This is a genomic window from Filimonas zeae (assembly GCF_014641615.1).
GTDB classification, from domain to species: domain Bacteria; phylum Bacteroidota; class Bacteroidia; order Chitinophagales; family Chitinophagaceae; genus Filimonas; species Filimonas zeae.
This window is the reverse complement of sequence record NZ_BMIB01000004.1, coordinates 618,557-634,711: the sequence shown is the minus strand read 5'-3', so window position 1 is coordinate 634,711 and position 16,155 is coordinate 618,557. Positions and strand designations below refer to the sequence as shown.

15 protein-coding genes are annotated in these 16,155 nt (G+C 44.5%); 10 read left to right on the top strand and 5 right to left on the bottom strand.

The window, feature by feature from the left end:
* Positions 1–62: 62 nt before the first annotated feature.
* On the bottom strand, positions 63–1,865 hold the full coding sequence (locus IEY13_RS21135) for an ABC transporter ATP-binding protein (protein WP_188955956.1): 1,803 nt from the start codon (positions 1,863–1,865) through the stop codon (positions 63–65).
* Between the two features lie 53 nt (positions 1,866–1,918).
* On the opposite strand from IEY13_RS21135, the gene rbfA reads away from it, so the two are divergent.
* From rbfA to IEY13_RS21120, 3 genes are all read left to right on the top strand, one after another.
* Positions 1,919–2,317 (top strand): 30S ribosome-binding factor RbfA, encoded by a 399-nt coding sequence (rbfA, locus tag IEY13_RS21130; protein ID WP_188955954.1) that lies wholly within the window; start codon positions 1,919–1,921, stop codon positions 2,315–2,317.
* A gap of 19 nt (positions 2,318–2,336) precedes the next feature.
* Entirely contained in the window at positions 2,337–3,554 is a 1,218-nt protein-coding gene (locus tag IEY13_RS21125) for an FtsX-like permease family protein (protein ID WP_188955952.1), read from the top strand.
* 201 nt (positions 3,555–3,755) lie between these two features.
* The gene (locus IEY13_RS21120) at positions 3,756–4,142 is read left to right on the top strand and encodes a DUF7674 family protein (protein WP_188955950.1); all 387 of its coding nucleotides are present in this window, start codon (positions 3,756–3,758) and stop codon (positions 4,140–4,142) included.
* A gap of 134 nt (positions 4,143–4,276) precedes the next feature.
* Here IEY13_RS21120 and IEY13_RS21115 read toward each other — a convergent pair whose 3' ends face one another.
* Together IEY13_RS21115 and IEY13_RS21110 are read right to left on the bottom strand one after the other, a co-directional pair.
* Positions 4,277–5,338 carry a hypothetical protein gene (locus IEY13_RS21115; RefSeq protein WP_188955948.1) on the bottom strand — a complete coding sequence of 354 codons (1,062 nt, stop codon included), beginning with the start codon at positions 5,336–5,338 and terminating at the stop codon, positions 4,277–4,279.
* A gap of 175 nt (positions 5,339–5,513) precedes the next feature.
* The gene (locus IEY13_RS21110; protein ID WP_188955946.1) at positions 5,514–6,356 is read right to left on the bottom strand and encodes a transketolase; all 843 of its coding nucleotides are present in this window, start codon (positions 6,354–6,356) and stop codon (positions 5,514–5,516) included.
* Between the two features lie 122 nt (positions 6,357–6,478).
* Between IEY13_RS21110 and frr the strand changes: the two genes are divergently transcribed.
* The 4 genes from frr (at position 6,479) to IEY13_RS21090 (ending at position 9,330) form a co-directional block, all read left to right on the top strand.
* Positions 6,479–7,042 carry a ribosome recycling factor gene (gene frr, locus IEY13_RS21105; RefSeq protein ID WP_188955944.1) on the top strand — a complete coding sequence of 188 codons (564 nt, stop codon included), beginning with the start codon at positions 6,479–6,481 and terminating at the stop codon, positions 7,040–7,042.
* An 80-nt stretch (positions 7,043–7,122) separates the two neighbouring features.
* A complete protein-coding gene (locus IEY13_RS21100; RefSeq protein ID WP_188955942.1) occupies positions 7,123–7,869 on the top strand; it encodes a PPK2 family polyphosphate kinase in 747 nt (248 codons plus the stop codon).
* Between the two features lie 39 nt (positions 7,870–7,908).
* On the top strand, positions 7,909–8,337 hold the full coding sequence (gene mscL / locus IEY13_RS21095) for a large conductance mechanosensitive channel protein MscL (RefSeq protein WP_188955940.1): 429 nt from the start codon (positions 7,909–7,911) through the stop codon (positions 8,335–8,337).
* Positions 8,338–8,496: 159 nt separating this feature from the next.
* A complete protein-coding gene (locus tag IEY13_RS21090) occupies positions 8,497–9,330 on the top strand; it encodes a segregation and condensation protein A (RefSeq protein ID WP_188955938.1) in 834 nt (277 codons plus the stop codon).
* Between the two features lie 405 nt (positions 9,331–9,735).
* On the opposite strand, the gene dxs is transcribed toward IEY13_RS21090, so the two are convergent.
* Positions 9,736–11,700: a 1-deoxy-D-xylulose-5-phosphate synthase gene (gene dxs / locus IEY13_RS21085; protein WP_188955936.1), complete on the bottom strand. Its 1,965-nt coding sequence runs from the start codon at positions 11,698–11,700 to the stop codon at positions 9,736–9,738.
* A 123-nt stretch (positions 11,701–11,823) separates the two neighbouring features.
* Here dxs and IEY13_RS21080 point away from each other — a divergent pair, with 123 nt between their 5' ends.
* From IEY13_RS21080 to IEY13_RS21070, 3 genes are read left to right on the top strand one after another with little or no spacing between them, the layout of a single operon-like run.
* Entirely contained in the window at positions 11,824–12,882 is a 1,059-nt protein-coding gene (locus IEY13_RS21080; protein WP_188955934.1) for a sensor histidine kinase, read from the top strand.
* A gap of 27 nt (positions 12,883–12,909) precedes the next feature.
* On the top strand, positions 12,910–13,644 hold the full coding sequence (locus tag IEY13_RS21075) for a LytR/AlgR family response regulator transcription factor (RefSeq protein WP_188955933.1): 735 nt from the start codon (positions 12,910–12,912) through the stop codon (positions 13,642–13,644).
* A gap of 22 nt (positions 13,645–13,666) precedes the next feature.
* Positions 13,667–14,953 (top strand): M20/M25/M40 family metallo-hydrolase, encoded by a 1,287-nt coding sequence (locus IEY13_RS21070; RefSeq protein WP_188955930.1) that lies wholly within the window; start codon positions 13,667–13,669, stop codon positions 14,951–14,953.
* 333 nt (positions 14,954–15,286) lie between these two features.
* Here the strand turns inward: IEY13_RS21070 and IEY13_RS21065 are convergent, their stop codons facing one another.
* On the bottom strand, positions 15,287–16,051 hold the full coding sequence (locus IEY13_RS21065) for a phosphoglycerol geranylgeranyltransferase (protein ID WP_188955928.1): 765 nt from the start codon (positions 16,049–16,051) through the stop codon (positions 15,287–15,289).
* Positions 16,052–16,155 lie beyond the last annotated feature (104 nt).

The following is a 16,155-nucleotide window of genomic DNA, read 5'->3' as shown; positions in this document are numbered from 1 at the left end:
AAGCAGCGATATTCAAAATCGGGAAATGACAAATTGTATAATAACTGCCATTTCCCGATTTTTTATTTTACTTCCTGCAGCTCTACCAATCTGTGGTAGATTCCTTTTTGCGCCAGTAACGCTTCGTGTGTACCGCGCTCTGCTATTTCACCTTTCTGTAACACAATAATCTCATCTGCATGGCGGATGGTGCTGAGCCTGTGGGCAATAACTACAGAAGTTCTGTTCTGCATCATGTTGTTTATGGCATCCTGCACCAGTCTTTCACTTTCGGTGTCCAGTGAAGAAGTGGCTTCATCCAGAATTAATATCGGCGGGTTTTTCAATACGGCTCTGGCAATGGTTACCCGCTGACGTTCGCCACCGCTGAGTTTGCTGCCCCTGTCGCCTATATTGGTATCAAAACCTTCTTCTTTACTTGCCACAAAATTAAAAGCATTAGCTACTTTGGCTGCCTGCTCAATTTCTGCACGTGGTGCTTCCGGAAGGCCCAGAGCAATGTTGTGGGCAATAGTATCGTTAAACAGAATAGGTTCCTGCGTTACAATACTGATTTGTGAACGTAACTGATGCAGCGAGTAATCGCGGATGTTTACGCCATCTACCAGTATTTCTCCTGATGTGGCATCGTGAAAACGAGGAATGAGATCGGCCAGGGTGCTTTTACCGGCACCGCTGCTGCCTACCAGCGCTACTGTTTTGCCTTTGGGGATAGATAAGTTGATATTCTTTAAAATGGTATGTTCGCCATAAGAGAAAGAAACGTTTCTGAATTCGATGCCCTGTGTAAACTCCAGCTGGCGGATGCCGCTGTCTTCCACGGTAACCGGTGCTTTCAGTAATTCTTCTACCCGGTCAATAGCCGCTGCCCCGCGCTGTACGTTAAAGAAAGCGGTAGACAGGTTTTTGGCGGGGTTAATAATTATGGCAAACAGGGCAATATACGCCATCAGGTCACCCGCAGGCAGTGTACCATATTTAATGGCCAGCATACCGCCAAAGTACAGGATAATGCTTAACACCAGTACGCCCATCAGCTCTGTAAGCGGAGAAGCCAGATCGCGGCGGGCATTCATTTTATTACGCAGGGTAAACAATTCGTGGTTTACCTGCTCAAAGCGGTTTTGCAATACTTTTTCAGCCAGGAAAGCTTTGATTACGCGGATGCCGCCCAGTGTTTCATCCATAATAGACAAGGCTGTGCCCAGCTTTTCGGATGACTCATGTGATTGGCGCTTTAACGTACGACTGATACGGCCTATTACAAAAGCAGTGGCTGGCAGCAGTACCAATAAAAACAGCGACAACATCGGGCTCAGGTAAACCATATAAGCCAGATTGGTAAGAATGGTCAGTGGATCTTTAATTAAACCTTCCAGTGTACTTACAATAGAGCCTTCAATTTCGCCTACATCATTGGTCATGCGGGAAATGATATCGCCCTTTTTCTTTTCTGTAAAATAACCCACGGGTAATACCAGTATTTTTTCGTACAGGTCGTTTCTGAAACGGGTGGTTACTGCGCTGCGTATAGGAGCGGAGATATAGTTGGAAAGGTAAATGAACAGGTTTTTAAGCAGGGTGGTAACTACAATGAATACACAGATAACAGCCAGCGCAGCAATTTTTCCGTCTTTCAGAATGAGATCGTTCAGGAAGTCAGACAGAAAGCCGCCGATGGCATTTGTTTTGATGGTTTCAGCAGAAACAGGAGAAGCGCCACCAAAAATGAGCGACATAAAGGGCGAGAGCATTGCCAGTGAGAACACGCCGAACAAAGTACCGAGTAACGTACAAATAACATAGGTAACCAGCTTGCCTTTATAGGCTCCTATGTATTTAAAGATTCTTTCAAATCGTTTCATATCTTCAATAAACGGCAAAGTAACTACTTTTACAGCCAATTAAACGTTAGATTATGGAGGAAGGCAAACGTCAGCGGCAGGTGGCCGGTGTTTTACAGGAGGAAATGAATGATATTTTCAGAAGGCTGGGTTTTAATATGATGAATGGTGGAATGGTATCCATTTCATCGGTAAAAGTGACGCCCGACCTGCTGGAAGCCCGTATTTATATCAGCTTTTTTCAGGTGAAGGATATTGAGGCGGCCATGAAGAAGATTGATGACCGCAGCTGGGAAATTAAAAAAGAATTGAGCGACCGTGTGAAGCATCAGTTACGCCGTATGCCGGTATTACACTTTTATCTGGATGATACGCTGGAGCATGTATTTAAAATGGAAGATCTGTTTCAGAAACTGAACGAGGAAGATGCACAGCGGAAAGGAGAAGCCGGTGCAAATGAGGAAAAAGCATAATTGATAAAGCAACCCGCACTTGGAACTATTATTTGCCTGGCGCTATTTCAAATCAAAAAAAAGTACCAATGCTATTAATATTATAGCATGGATTAGTGTGCTGGCCATTGCTGTAGGCACTACTGCCCTGATTGTGGTGCTGAGTGTGTTTAATGGCTTTGAAGGGCTGGTGCGAGACTTGTATACCGATTTTTATTCTGATATAAAGATAGCCCCTGCCAAAGGAAAGTTTTTTGTGCTGGACAAAGCCACGCAACAAACTATTCAGCAAACACAGGGTATTAGTCAGCTGAGCTACGTGGTGGAAGAAAAAGCCATGCTGCTCAATGGCGACTACCAAACCATTGTGAGCCTGAAAGGCGTGGATGAGAACTATGCACGTACCAACCGGTTAACCGCACATATTAAACGGGGTATTTACGATCTGGGAACTACCGACCAGCCTTTGCTGCTGGCCGGAACGGGCATTGAAAACGCAGTAGTAGCTGATCCTGAAAACAGAGGCTTGCCGCTTACCTTGTATTTGCCGGACCGCGGTGCGAAAAGCTTTTCTGCCGATGGTGGTATGCGATCGTTTAACGTAGATATCAGCGGGGCTTTTATGGTGCAGCAGGAGTTTGATAATAAGTATGCGTTTACCAATCTGCCCTTTCTGCAATACATGCTGGATCTGAAGCCGAATGAATACACTTCAATAGAGATGGCAGTAGCCAACCCGGATCAGTTGCAAAAAGTAAAGAAGAGTTTGCAGCGTGCTCTGGGAGATAAGTTTACGGTGCGTACCCGGCTGGAGCAGAATCAAAGCCTGTTTACGGTAATGCAGGTGGAGAAATGGGTGATTTATGGTATTTTATCACTGATACTGCTGGTGGCTGCTTTTAACATGATTGGTGCATTAACCATGCTGGTAATGGAAAAGCAGAAAGACATTGGATTGCTGAAAGCACTGGGCGCTAATGACAATCTGATTCAGCGCATCTTTTTATCGGAAGGCTTAGTGTTGTCTGCCATAGGCGGTGGCATAGGTATGCTGCTGGCTTATATCATCTGCTTTTTGCAGTTGCATTTTAAGCTGGTAAAGCTGGAAGGGAATACTTTTATAATAGACTATTATCCGGTGGCCATGAGTGGCTGGGATTTTTTACTGGTTACCTGCACGGTGTTGCTGGTAACAATTACCGCTTCCTGGCTACCCGCCCGTAAAGCGGCACTACAACTACAGAGCCTGAAAAGCTAACTGTTGAATAAACGGATTTCATTTTGAAAAAAGCCTCTCGTTTTGAGAGGCTTTTTTGTAGGGTTTATGAATGTGCTTTTGATGCGTTTGTTGTGAAATGCCTGTAGGGAAAGGCTTTGAGCGTATGCTGCTGTTGCTGGCGGCTGGCAGGCATACGCTTTGGCTATCAGAAGCATCAATGAATAACTTAAACCTGACACTATGAACCAGTATGAAGTACCAGCATTAATAGCCTATAAGCTACCAGAGGTAAGAGATGCCATTATTAACCGGATAACCTGGGGAAGCGCAGACAATGCTTTGTTGGTGCTGGCTGAATATACCCAGCGGATGTGTATGCTGCATGACCTGCCGGCTATACAAAAATGTATGAAGGTGGCTGATAAGATTTATACCCGCGGAAATGTTGCTGTAAAAACAGCTGTTGCCAACACTTTTGTAAAATCATTTAATGAATTCAGGGATACCTGTAATAAAGTGGAGTGGCGCTTTTTACAGGCCCGCATGCCAGTGCACTTATATTCTTTATACATACAGGAACTCGTGAACCATAAATCAACCCTAAACCTGTCCGTTGCTGATCGCTGACTTTGCATTTTGCGAATTACAGGTATGGAAGCCTGATTTTGTATCCTGTAATAAAAGGCCCCGGTTTTCCGGGGCTTTTGTATAAATGTAGCGAATACCTACAAGTGTTGAACAAAGAAAAGAATGGCTTGAATCTATTTCCGTTTTTCCTCCAGCTGCTTTATCCGTTTCTCTTGCTGTATAATATAGAGGGTAAGTTCTTCTATCTTTTTCAGTAGAAGAGCCTGATTATCTCCTATATCAGCCCCTTCTTTAGCCACAACGGCGGCAGTAGGTACATCTGGCAGATGTTTGTTTTGTTGTATATATTGTTCTACCTCGTGTAATGGTTGCAGGCGATAAGAGGAGTCGAATACATAATCTGCCCAGCCTACATTGGTAACCTTAAGTTTTTGAGCGGTAATGATACCATTTACTGCCAGTTTACTTTGCGGAGCCAAAGTGCCAATACCCACATTGCCGGCATCGTCTATTGTTAGTGAAGTTGCATTAGCGCCACCATATGTTTTTGTTATAAACCGGTATCCCACATGGTTAGGGCTCATTACAAAAGGGGTTATAAGCAGATTGTAAGTAGCAGGTTCCGGGGCGTAGGCTACTACCATATTGGTAGCACTGACGGTTCCGTTTACATCGAGCTTATAAGCCGGCGCTGCCTGTGCAATACCCACATTGCCTCCATCACGCTGTAATATGATATTGTTGCCGGCTACAGAACCATTAAAAGATTGGAGCAGGGCATAATTAAGCGAAGTGCCTGCTGTGCCTGCAATTCTCAAATTCGATGCTGCATCATTTCCAAAAGTAGCCGCATAGTTGTTGGTGTTTGTAAACACATGAAGTTTCGCAACGGGCCCGGCAGTTCCAATACCAACAAAGCCGGCAGTTCTATTAAGAATGAGATGGTTACCAAGATCATTGATATAAAGTGGCAAGCTGCCGTGTGCCTGAATCCAGCTGTAACCGACATCGTTTCCCATGCGAAGGTTAGCACCCGAGGTGGCGCCAATAACCACCGTATTGCCTGTTGGCGGCGTTGCTGCATCTACAATATGAAGTTTTCCGGCAGGAGTGTTAGTGCCTATGCCCACTGCGCCTGTAGTGGGAAAAGTATTTTGGGCAACAGCTATTCCCGTAATACCTGATGTAACTGCAGTTAAAAGACAACTGCGGAGTGTAAAGCTTTTTTTCTTCATCACAAGGGTTTAAGAATTTAGAATGCCCCAAGGTACTCAAATCCCTACTAAACATACCCGTAGTGTTGCTGCTGCAAAGCCTGCAGGCAGTAAAAAACAAGAGCCGTTGGAAGAAAAATGAAGAAGGGCGACCTGTTAAGCCGCCCTTCCTTATCACAAGTAAACTTAGTTGCAATTAATAATCGCCCAGTGTTTCTGGTAACTGTGCCAGTGCTTTGGCCAGCTGCTCGTCGTTAGGAGCAATGCCGTGCCATTCGTGGCTGCCTTCCATAAAGTCTACACCTTTACCCATAGAAGTCTTCATCAGCAAACAAACAGGTTTGCCATTTCCGGTAAGTGCTTTGGCTTCGTCCAGACCGCGTAACAGGTCGGCCATATTGTTGCCTTCCACATCCAGTACTATCCAGCCGAATGCTTCAAATTTAGCGTGCAGGTTACCCAGGCTCATTACTTTTTCAGTAGGGCCATCGATCTGCTGGCCGTTGTAGTCAACAGTAGCAATCAGATTGTCTACTCTTTTAGAACCGGCAAACATAATCGCTTCCCAGTTCTGGCCTTCGTCCAGTTCACCATCGCCATGCAGGGAATATACCAGATGAGAATCGCCGTTGATTTTTTTAGCCAGTGCCGCGCCGATGGCAACGCTCATACCCTGACCCAGAGAGCCGCTGGCTACGCGTACACCTGGCAGGTGCTCGTGCGTAGTGGGGTGACCTTGTAAACGGGAATTGAGTTTACGGAAAGTAGCCAGTTCTTTCACATCGAAATAGCCGGAACGGGCTAAAACAGAATAGAATACAGGTGAAATATGTCCGTTTGATAAAAAGAAAATATCTTCATTAGTACCATCCATGTTAAACTTAGGATCGTGCTCCATTACCTTGAAGTACAGGGCAGTTAAAAAGTCGGTACAACCCAGAGAACCGCCGGGGTGGCCGCTCTGTACAGCATGAACCATTCGTACAATATCCCTTCTAACCTGGGAAGCAATTTTTTCCAGCTCTTGAACGTTAGCCATGATAAAATCAAATTTTGACAAACCTACCTAAAAAAGCCCATTTCACCTGCACTGATCTGCGAATTTTGGGCTGCTTTTTTAGCGGGATTTATTAGCTTTGCCGCCATTAAAATGAATGATATATGTCAGAAGAACTGGATCTGATATTGGACGATGCAGAATCGACCATGCAAAAGGCAATCAATCACCTTGAAGCGGAACTATCTAAGATCAGGGCGGGTAAGGCCAGTCCAGCTATGCTTGATGGCATCACTATCGAATATTACGGATCGCCTACGCCCATCAGTCAGGTTGCTAACGTTACAGTACTGGACGCGCGTACTATCAGCATTCAGCCTTGGGAAAAGAATCAGCTGGCTCCCATTGAAAGAGCGATTATGATGGCGAACATCGGCATCACTCCACAGAATGATGGTATTCAGATAAGGCTGTTTTTGCCTCCGTTAACAGAAGAAAGAAGACGTGAACTGGTTAAAAGAGCCAGTGGTGAAGGGGAAGCTTCTAAAGTGGCTATCCGCAATATCCGCCGCGATGCCATTGAAGGGATTAAGAAATTACAGAAAGATGGTTTGAGCGAAGACACTGCCAAAGATGCAGAGAAAACCATTCAGGACCTTACTGACCGCCACATTGTGCTGGTAGATAAACATCTGGCACAGAAGGAAAAGGATATGATGGCAATATAACCGCCAACACAACAATTTATAAATATCCCGGTTATGTTTATAACCGGGATATTTATTTTTAGCCCGTTAAACCTTTGTATATGGCCCGAATTAAACTGGAAGAAATTAGCACCCGCGCACCGGAGCACCTGAAAAAAGAAATAGTAAAAGAAGAAACCGCCACCATTGTAGCCAAACTGAATGAGTTGCAAAATCTGCTGTATGCAGAGGGTAAGCATTCCATACTGGTTATTTTACAAGGTATGGATGCCAGCGGTAAGGACGGCCTTATACGCAATGTATTTGGCAAAATGAACCCGCAGGGCGTAACCGTACATTCTTTTAAAGTGCCTACGGCAGAAGAGCTGGGGCATGATTTTTTGTGGCGTGTGCACAAGCAGGCGCCGGCCAGAGGTATGATTCAGCTGTTTAACCGCTCGCACTATGAAGACATTCTGATAACAAGGGTGCACAACCTTTGCGATAAAGACACGGCAGTGAAAAGAATGCGTGCGATTAATGATTTTGAATGGCTGCTGACGGAGCATAATGATACTGTTATATTGAAGTTTTACCTGCATATATCGGAGAAAGAGCAGGCAGAGCGATTACAGGAGCGACTGGATAACCCTGCCAAGCAATGGAAATACAATGAAGGCGATTTAAAGGAAGCGAAGTTTTGGCCGGAATACCGGAAGATGTATGAAGATTGCTTTGAAGAGTGCAATAAGGTGCCCTGGACCATTGTACCGGCCGATCAGAACTGGTACAAGGAGTTTATTGTGGCCCAAAAGCTGTACGAAGTGCTTTCCGGGCTGAAGATGCGTTATCCGGGATTGAAGAAGTAGTTTTATAATCCGTATTTATAACCTAAAAAATGTAACCGTATGAGTTTTGGAAAAGAGTTTAAGCAGTTTGCCATGAAAGGCAACGTGGTTGACCTGGCAGTGGGTGTTATTATTGGTGCTGCCTTTGGTAAAATTGTGGACAGCGTGGTGAACGACCTTATTATGCCCATTGTAGCTGCTATTATTGGAAAGCCCGATTTTAGTAAGCTGTATGTGGTATTGAGAGGGGCAGTTCCTGATGGCACAAGCCTGGAAGATGCCCGTAAAATACCGGACACCTCCATATTCGCTTACGGAAACTTTTTAACAGTGCTGATTAACTTTATTCTGCTGGCCTTTATCATTTTTCTGATGGTAAAAGCAATCAACAGCCTGAAAGCAAAAGAAGAAGCCAAGCCAGCAGCGCCTCCGGCACCTACCGCTACTGAAAAACTGCTGATGGAAATAAGGGATGAACTGAAGAAATAGGAGTTATTCACAAAGTTATCCAGATGTTATCCATATGTGAGTTTCGTGTGACTTACTTGAATTGGATCAGGTTAGCTGCTCACATACATTTGCATTGATACACCTTGGTTAATTGACTGATTAACCGCTCGTTGTTAATCAAAGTAAAAGGAGGGAACAGTGCAAACAGCAGTAAATTACCAGATTAAGCTACCACAGTTTGAAGGTCCGTTTGACCTGCTGCTGTTCTTTATTGAGCGTGACGAGCTGGATATCTATAACATTCCTATTACCGGTATTATAAAGGATTTTCTGGCCTATATTCATGATCAGGAGAAATTGAACATTGAACTGAGCAGTGAGTTTATCCTGTTTGTATCTACACTGATGCGTATTAAGGCCAAGATGCTGTTACCACGTAAAGAGATAGATGCACAGGGTAATGAGATTGATCCGCGCCAGGAACTGGTGGACAAAATTCTCGAATACAAGCGCTTTAAGCAGGCAGCTGCGGAAATGGTGGAACTGGAAGCGATGCGTATGCTGATGGTGAAACGTGGCAACCTTCAGAAAGAGATAGCCTCTATAGGTGAAGAAGCTTCAGAAGGTACGGAAATACAAACCGTAACCCTGTATAAGCTTATGAAGACCTACGAGAAGGTGATGATGCGTTCGCAGGCTAAAGCTAACAAGCCGGTACACACTGTAGTAAAGTATAACTATACTATGGACAATTCCCGCTCGCACATGCTGGGCCTGGTAAAAAAAGAGAAGACCGTTAATTTTGATAAAATTTTCGAAATCTGTGAAGATAAGGTGCATGCTCTATTCCTGTTTTTATCAGTACTGGAACTGGTGCAGTTGAACTATATGCAGATTATGGTGGGTGAAGGCAAAAACAACTTTATTCTGGAATGGAACAACGAACGCCCTGAAGACCTGGGTGGTTTGTTTGCGGGCCCTTCCGGTTCTGGCCCCGTATCGGCATTGAACCACGGCCCCAGCCTGAATTAATTCCGCTTACTATCCTTACAAATACAAAAGCCCGCTTTGCACATGCTTAGCGGGCTTTTTGCGTGTATATGGCTTTATAACAAGCGGAAGGTATTTTAAAGTGATTCGAAGGCAATGGTTCAACAATGGTGTGTACACAAAAGTGAAAAGACTGTACACAGCACCAGCTGATGTGTACACACCAATGAAAAATAAGTAGACAAAAATCGCATTACGTTAACTAAAAATCGTTTGTGCAGAGCGGGTATTTGCCGGAAGGTGATTTTGTAAGGAAGATAGTTGTATTGGGATGATGTTTACATGTATAACTATAACATCAGGCCTGTCTGGAAAAAAGAGTTGCCACCTTTTAAATAAAGATGGCAACCCTTTTAACTAATGAAAACTGACTATTATTTACAGAAGTTAACCTGCAATGGTTAATTCTCCTGATTCATTTACCTGTGTAGCAGAGGGAGTAAAACCAGCGGATTTAACGGCGCTTCTTACTGCTTCTGCTATGGCCTGAGCATCGTATTCACATTCGCGGTACAGCTCTTTTAGTGTGCCATGTTCTACAATGCGGTCAGGTATGCCCAGCATGGTTACGGTGCTCTGGTAGCGGTTACGCGCCATAAACTCCAGTACCGCGCTGCCAAAGCCGCCTACGATAGTACCATCTTCTACAGTAATAACGTGCTTGTATTTGGTAAATACCTCGTGCAGCAGTTCTTCATCAATCGGCTTTACAAAACGCATATCGTAATGTGCCGGATCAATGCCTTCGGTACGCAGTTCGCGTATTGCGGTAGTAGCAAAATTGCCGGGGTGGCCAAAGCTGAGAATAGCCACATCCTTACCATCTTTCAGTTTACGTCCTTTACCTATGGTAATAGCTTCGAAAGGTGTGCGCCATTCAGGCATAACCCCTTCGCCACGTGGATAGCGGATTACTACCGGGTGGCCGGTGCTTTCCAACTGGGCGGTATACATCAGGTTACGCAGCTCCTGCTCGTTCATAGGGGCGCTGATAACCATATTAGGAATACAACGGAAATAAGCTATGTCATAAGCCCCGTGGTGGGTAGGCCCATCTTCGCCTACCAGGCCGGCACGGTCAAGACACAATACAACCGGCAGTTTTTGTATAGCAATATCATGCACTACCTGGTCGTAGGCGCGTTGCATAAAAGAGGAATAGATGTTACAGAACACGCGCATGCCCTGTGTGGCAAGGCCGGCACTTACGGTTGCAGCATGTTGCTCGCATATGCCTACATCAAAAGCACGGCTGGGCATTTTCTCCATCATAAATTTGAGAGAACTGCCACTGGGCATAGCAGGTGTTACACCCATTACCTTATCGTTCATTTCCGCCAGCTCAATCATAGTATGCCCGAATACATCCTGGTATTTGGGTGGCTGGGGAGCAGTAAATGCTTTCTTGTAAATTTCGCCGGTAACCTTATCAAATAATCCCGGTGCATGCCATTTGGTCTGGTCCTTTTCTGCCAGTGCATAGCCTTTCCCTTTTACGGTAACTATGTGCAGAATTTTTGGGCCGGGTATCTGACGCAGATCTTTCAGCGTATCTACCAGCTTGGTAATGTTATGCCCGTCAATAGGCCCGAAATAGCGCAGGTTTAACGCTTCAAACAGGTTGCTGCTGCGGTTAACCATGCCTTTTACGCCCGCTTCCAGTTTGCTGGCCATATCGCGGCTGAAGGTTTTGCCAATAGGCAGTTTACCTAAAATATTCCATACATCATCCCGGAACTTGTTGTACGTATGGGAAGTACTGATGTCTGTAAGATATTCTTTCAATGCACCCACGTTGGGGTCAATACTCATGCAGTTATCGTTCAGAATAATCAGCATGTCCGCATCGGACACACCCGCATGGTTCATGGCTTCGAAGGCCATACCGGCCGTCATAGAACCATCGCCTATTACAGCTACCGATTTACGGTCTTCGCCTTTATACTTGGCGGCAATAGCCATACCCAGTGCAGCGGAAATAGAAGTGGATGAGTGTCCCACGCCAAACGTATCGTACTCGCTCTCAGTACGTTTGGGAAAGCCGCTTAAGCCGTTGTATTTACGGTTTGTAGGGAAAGCATCCCGGCGGCCGGTTAATATTTTATGACCGTATGCCTGGTGACCCACGTCCCATACCAGTTGATCATACGGTGTATTGTATGCATAATGTAAAGCCACACTCAGTTCTACCACTCCAAGGCTGGCAGCAAAATGCCCCCCGTATACGCTTACTACGTCGATAATATACTGACGTAATTCATCGCATACCTGGTGTAACTGTTCTCTGTTAAGCTTTTTTAGGTCAGCTGGACTATCAATGTTTTGCAGCAATGGTCCGGGTGTAATATTCATGAACGCCGATTTATTTTGTAAAAGTAATGTTTTTCAGGAGGTTCTGTACCAACCGCCCTTTGTTTGGGCCTCTGGTCATATTTTAGGGATTTCCGGCCTCTGATTTTTTTAATTTTAACCCTCATGAGGAATAACATATCACCCTATTGGTTGTGTCAGGTGGCGGGATGGAGTGCTTACTGCATCGTGTACAGTTTTTTTTACTTCACTATACGGGTAAAACCCCAGCCTCTTTTTTTTGAAATGCTGCTGTGCGATGCACTTACCGGACTGGTTGTCACGCACTTAATGCGTACCCTGATTAAAGCACTGGGGTTGTTACGCCTGAATTTATCGCGCCAGATTGTGTATCTGATATTTACGGCCCTTGTTTTTGCCTTTGTATATGCTTTTGTAAGTATTACGCTGGAGGAATGGCTGCGGGCAGAGCCGGAAACGGTTAAAGGCTATACCACGGCCAATAAGGTACTGCGGGCTACGTATGGTACTTTCCTGTTTTTGCTGATATGGAACCTCATCTATTTTACGTATCATTACATAGTTAAAAACAGGACAGAGAAGCTGGACAAAATGCGGCTGGAAAGTCTGGTGAAAGAACTGCAGTTAAAAACGATTAAGGCGCATATCAATCCCCATTTTATATTCAATGCCCTGAACAGCATCCGCGCTTTGGTGGATGAAAATCCTGCCAGGGCCCGTACCGCTATTACAGAGTTGAGTAACCTGCTGCGCAGTAGTATGCAGGCAGAGAAACAAGAGACTACACCGCTGGAGCGGGAGTTGAATATTGTAAAGGATTATCTGGCGCTGGAGCATATACGTTTTGAAGACCGGCTGCGGGTGGAGTATGATATTGATGAGGATACGCTGGACCAGCCTGTGCCGCCTATGATGCTGCAGACGCTGGTAGAAAATGCCATTAAGCATGGTGTAAGCAAGCAGGTAAATGGCGGGTTGATACGGATTATTTCAGACTTCCGGGCCGACCATCATGAGCTGATTGTGCAAAATACCGGTAAGCTCAATGGCAGCGGTGGCGCAGGTAATGGTGATGGGTTTGGGCTTGCGAGTACCAACAACCGGCTGCGGTTGCTTTTTGGCTCAAAAGCCTCTTTTGAAATTAAGGATATTGACGAAAACACTGTGGAAGCCAAGATTATATTCCCGGTGCATATGTTATAAACACTGAATGTACGCAAACAATAAGGTATGTCTATTAAAGCGATTATTGTAGACGATGAACGTCTTGCACGAAATGAACTGAGAAAACTGTTACAGGAGCACGCTGCCGTAGAAATTATTGATGAAGCTTCCAATGCAGATGAAGGAATTGAGAAGATTGAAGCGCAGAACCCGGATCTTATTTTTCTGGATATACAGATGCCTGGTAAAACAGGTTTTGATATGCTGGCCGACCTGGAAAAAGCGCCCCGTGTTATTTTTACTACCGCTTACGACGAGTATGCGTTGAAAGCTTTTGAAGTGAATGCGCTGGATTACCTGCTAAAGCCGGTAGAGCCCAAGCGGCTGGCAGATGCCATTTGTAAACTGCAGGACGAACTGTATAAAGAAAAATCAGAGGAGGGCAGTATTGTAAACAGAGGCCCGCTTACCGACGAAGACCAGGTGTTTGTAAAAGATGGCGAGCGTTGCTGGTTTGTAAAACTGGGTGAGATTCGTTTATTTGAAAGTGTAGGCAACTATGCTAAGGTGTTTTTTGGCACCAACAAACCTTTAATATTAAAATCGCTTAACGCACTGGAAGAAAGGTTGGATGAGCGTACTTTTTTCCGTGCCAACCGCAAGCACATTATTAACCTGCGCTGGATTGAGCGTATTGAGCCTTATTTTAACGGCGGGCTGTTGCTGGAGCTGAAAGGAGGAGAGAAGATTGAGGTAAGCCGCAGGCAAACGGTGAAGTTTAAAGAAATGATGAGTTTATAACCACAGCAACAATATAAGAACCATGAAGCAACTGATGATTGTACTGGCATTTATTGCCGGTTCTCTGTTTTCGTTTTCGCAGAAAATTGATGCCGTTATCAACAGCCAGGAAGCACTGCGTATAGAAAATATTCTGGCTGCCGATGCCATGCAGGGACGTAAAACAGGAACGCCCGGCAATGAAAGGGCTGCACTGTTTATTGCAGACGAGTTTAAAAGAGCAGGCCTGGAGCCACTGGAGGGTACCAGCGGCTTTTTACAAAAGTTTGTACTGGTAGAAACCAAAGTAAGAAGCAGCAATATTGTACTGGGTGGCAAAAAGCTGGAAGCGGACCGTTTTATAGCTATCACGCCTAAAAGAATGTTGCAGGTAGATGAAAAAACAGGCTATACCATTGAATACATTAAGGGGGGTGAGAACTTTTTTGATAAAGCCATGGCTTACCTGCAGGCTGGTAAAAACCAGGTTGTATTTGTAGACAACAGCTTTGCTAAAATGTTCAAACGACTTAACTACTTTAAAAAGCAGTTGTTTGCTAATGCACCGGATGTATTATTTGTACTGGCTGATGAAGCACCTGCCGCTTACCTGCTGGAAGTAGTGCAGGAAATTGATGAGCAACAGGCTCAGAATGTGGTAGGAATACTGCCCGGAAAAAGTAAAAAGGATGAGTATGTAATTTTCTCTGGTCACTACGATCATTTGGGTATCGCAGACAAACCAGAAAAGGGCGATTCTATTTACAACGGCGCCAATGATGATGCTGCCGGAACTACAGCGGTAATTATGCTGGCTAAATATTTTAAGGAGTTAAAAACAAATGAGCGTACCATTGTTTTTGCAGCTTTTACGGCTGAAGAAATTGGTGGTTTTGGCTCTCAGTATTTCTCCCGTCAGTTTAATCCGGCTAAAGTAATGGCTATGTTCAATATTGAAATGATAGGAACAGAGTCTAAGTGGGGTAAAAATTCCGCTTATATTACCGGCTATGAAAAAACAGATATGGGTAAAATACTGGAGAAAAACCTGAAAGGTTCGGGCTTTACTTTCCATCCGGACCCTTATACGGATCAGCAACTGTTTTACCGTTCTGACAACGCTACACTGGCCCGTTTAGGTGTACCGGCGCATACTATCTCTACTTCTAAAATGGATTCAGAGGCGAACTATCATCAGCTAAGTGATGAGGTAAGCACACTGGACATTAAAAATATGACGGAGATTATAAAGGCAATAGCTATCAGTTCAACCAGTATTATCAAAGGAGCAGATACGCCTTCGCGTGTAAATACGGCTGAATTAAAATAGCATTACAGAAAGCTGTAACAGAAATGGGAACATAACCGTACTTTTGTAGTGAAATCCAAATATCTGCAACCAGACTACCCATACAAACATTTCAGCGATAAACGTAACAATTACGTACTGCTGATGATGGTGCTGGCCACGGATGCTGCCATTTTCTGATTATAATAACTATCCTTATTTTATTAAATAAAAAAACTGCCTGCATTGTGTAAAACACGTGCAGGCAGGTAGTATAAAATAATGCTAAACTGGTTTAGTTTTCTCATGAATATACCCGGAATTGTTTCTACTCTTCCGGTTTTTTTATGCAGAAAACAGCCTTAAACTTATATATCAGCTAACAGAGCCGGCGGTAGACAACTGGTGTACAGCATCGCTCATTTCTTTAATAAGGGAAGTATCTTTTTCAATAGCATTGCCCACCACAATTACATCTGCGCCTGCCTTACAGTTGAGATATGCTTTTTCCGGGGTTACAATACCGCCACCTATAATAAGCGGAGATTCAATGTAGCGGGATACATTTTCAATCATAGCTTCGGAGATGGGGCGTTTAGCACCACTTCCTGCATCCATATAAATCAGCTTCATGCCCAGCATTTCGCCGGCCATAGCTGTACACATGGCTATTTCACTTTTATCGGAAGGTATGGGAGTGGCATTGGAAATATAGGATACAGTGGTGGGAGCGCCGCCATCAATAACCATATAACCTGTGGACATAATTTCCAGCCCACTCTTTTTTACAAAAGGAGCGCTGATTACATGCTGGCCAATCAGCAATTCCGGATTGCGGCCTGATATTAAAGAGAGGTACAATAAGGCATCTGCATATTTGCTAACCTGCGAGGGCGAGCCTGGAAACAGGATAACGGGGATATCACAGTTTTGCTTAATCTGCTGGATGCATTCATCCAGGTTATTATTAATAACAAGACTGCCGCCAAGGAAGAAATAGTCAACACCTGCATTAACGGAAAGGTTAACCAGCTTATCCAGTTTTGGTGTATCCACTTTGTCGGGATCAATCAGCACCGTGAATGATTTCCGGCCCAGTTTTTTTCTTTCTGCGAATTGATCGTACAGCGTATGCTTCATGCCATTTGGTATAGGTGCTCCCTGCAAAAAAAGGAAAAATCTCTGAAACTCAACCAACTAATTATTTAGCAGCTGTAATACAGACAAGCCTCCTTTTCCGCACA

Excerpts from the sequence above, each read along its gene's own strand:
- IEY13_RS21115 (WP_188955948.1), bottom strand. The coding sequence starts at position 5,338 with ATGAAGAAAAAAAGCTTTACACTCCGCAGTTGTCTTTTAACTGCAGTT.
- IEY13_RS21075 (WP_188955933.1), top strand. The coding sequence starts at position 12,910 with ATGTCTATTAAAGCGATTATTGTAGACGATGAACGTCTTGCACGAAAT.
- IEY13_RS21080 (WP_188955934.1), top strand. The coding sequence starts at position 11,824 with ATGAGGAATAACATATCACCCTATTGGTTGTGTCAGGTGGCGGGATGG.
- IEY13_RS21070 (WP_188955930.1), top strand. The coding sequence starts at position 13,667 with ATGAAGCAACTGATGATTGTACTGGCATTTATTGCCGGTTCTCTGTTT.
- frr (WP_188955944.1), top strand. The coding sequence starts at position 6,479 with ATGTCAGAAGAACTGGATCTGATATTGGACGATGCAGAATCGACCATG.
- IEY13_RS21120 (WP_188955950.1), top strand. The coding sequence starts at position 3,756 with ATGAACCAGTATGAAGTACCAGCATTAATAGCCTATAAGCTACCAGAG.
- dxs (WP_188955936.1), bottom strand. The coding sequence starts at position 11,700 with ATGAATATTACACCCGGACCATTGCTGCAAAACATTGATAGTCCAGCT.
- IEY13_RS21135 (WP_188955956.1), bottom strand. The coding sequence starts at position 1,865 with ATGAAACGATTTGAAAGAATCTTTAAATACATAGGAGCCTATAAAGGC.
- IEY13_RS21110 (WP_188955946.1), bottom strand. The coding sequence starts at position 6,356 with ATGGCTAACGTTCAAGAGCTGGAAAAAATTGCTTCCCAGGTTAGAAGG.
- rbfA (WP_188955954.1), top strand. The coding sequence starts at position 1,919 with ATGGAGGAAGGCAAACGTCAGCGGCAGGTGGCCGGTGTTTTACAGGAG.
- IEY13_RS21065 (WP_188955928.1), bottom strand. The coding sequence starts at position 16,051 with ATGAAGCATACGCTGTACGATCAATTCGCAGAAAGAAAAAAACTGGGC.
- IEY13_RS21100 (WP_188955942.1), top strand. The coding sequence starts at position 7,123 with ATGGCCCGAATTAAACTGGAAGAAATTAGCACCCGCGCACCGGAGCAC.
- mscL (WP_188955940.1), top strand. The coding sequence starts at position 7,909 with ATGAGTTTTGGAAAAGAGTTTAAGCAGTTTGCCATGAAAGGCAACGTG.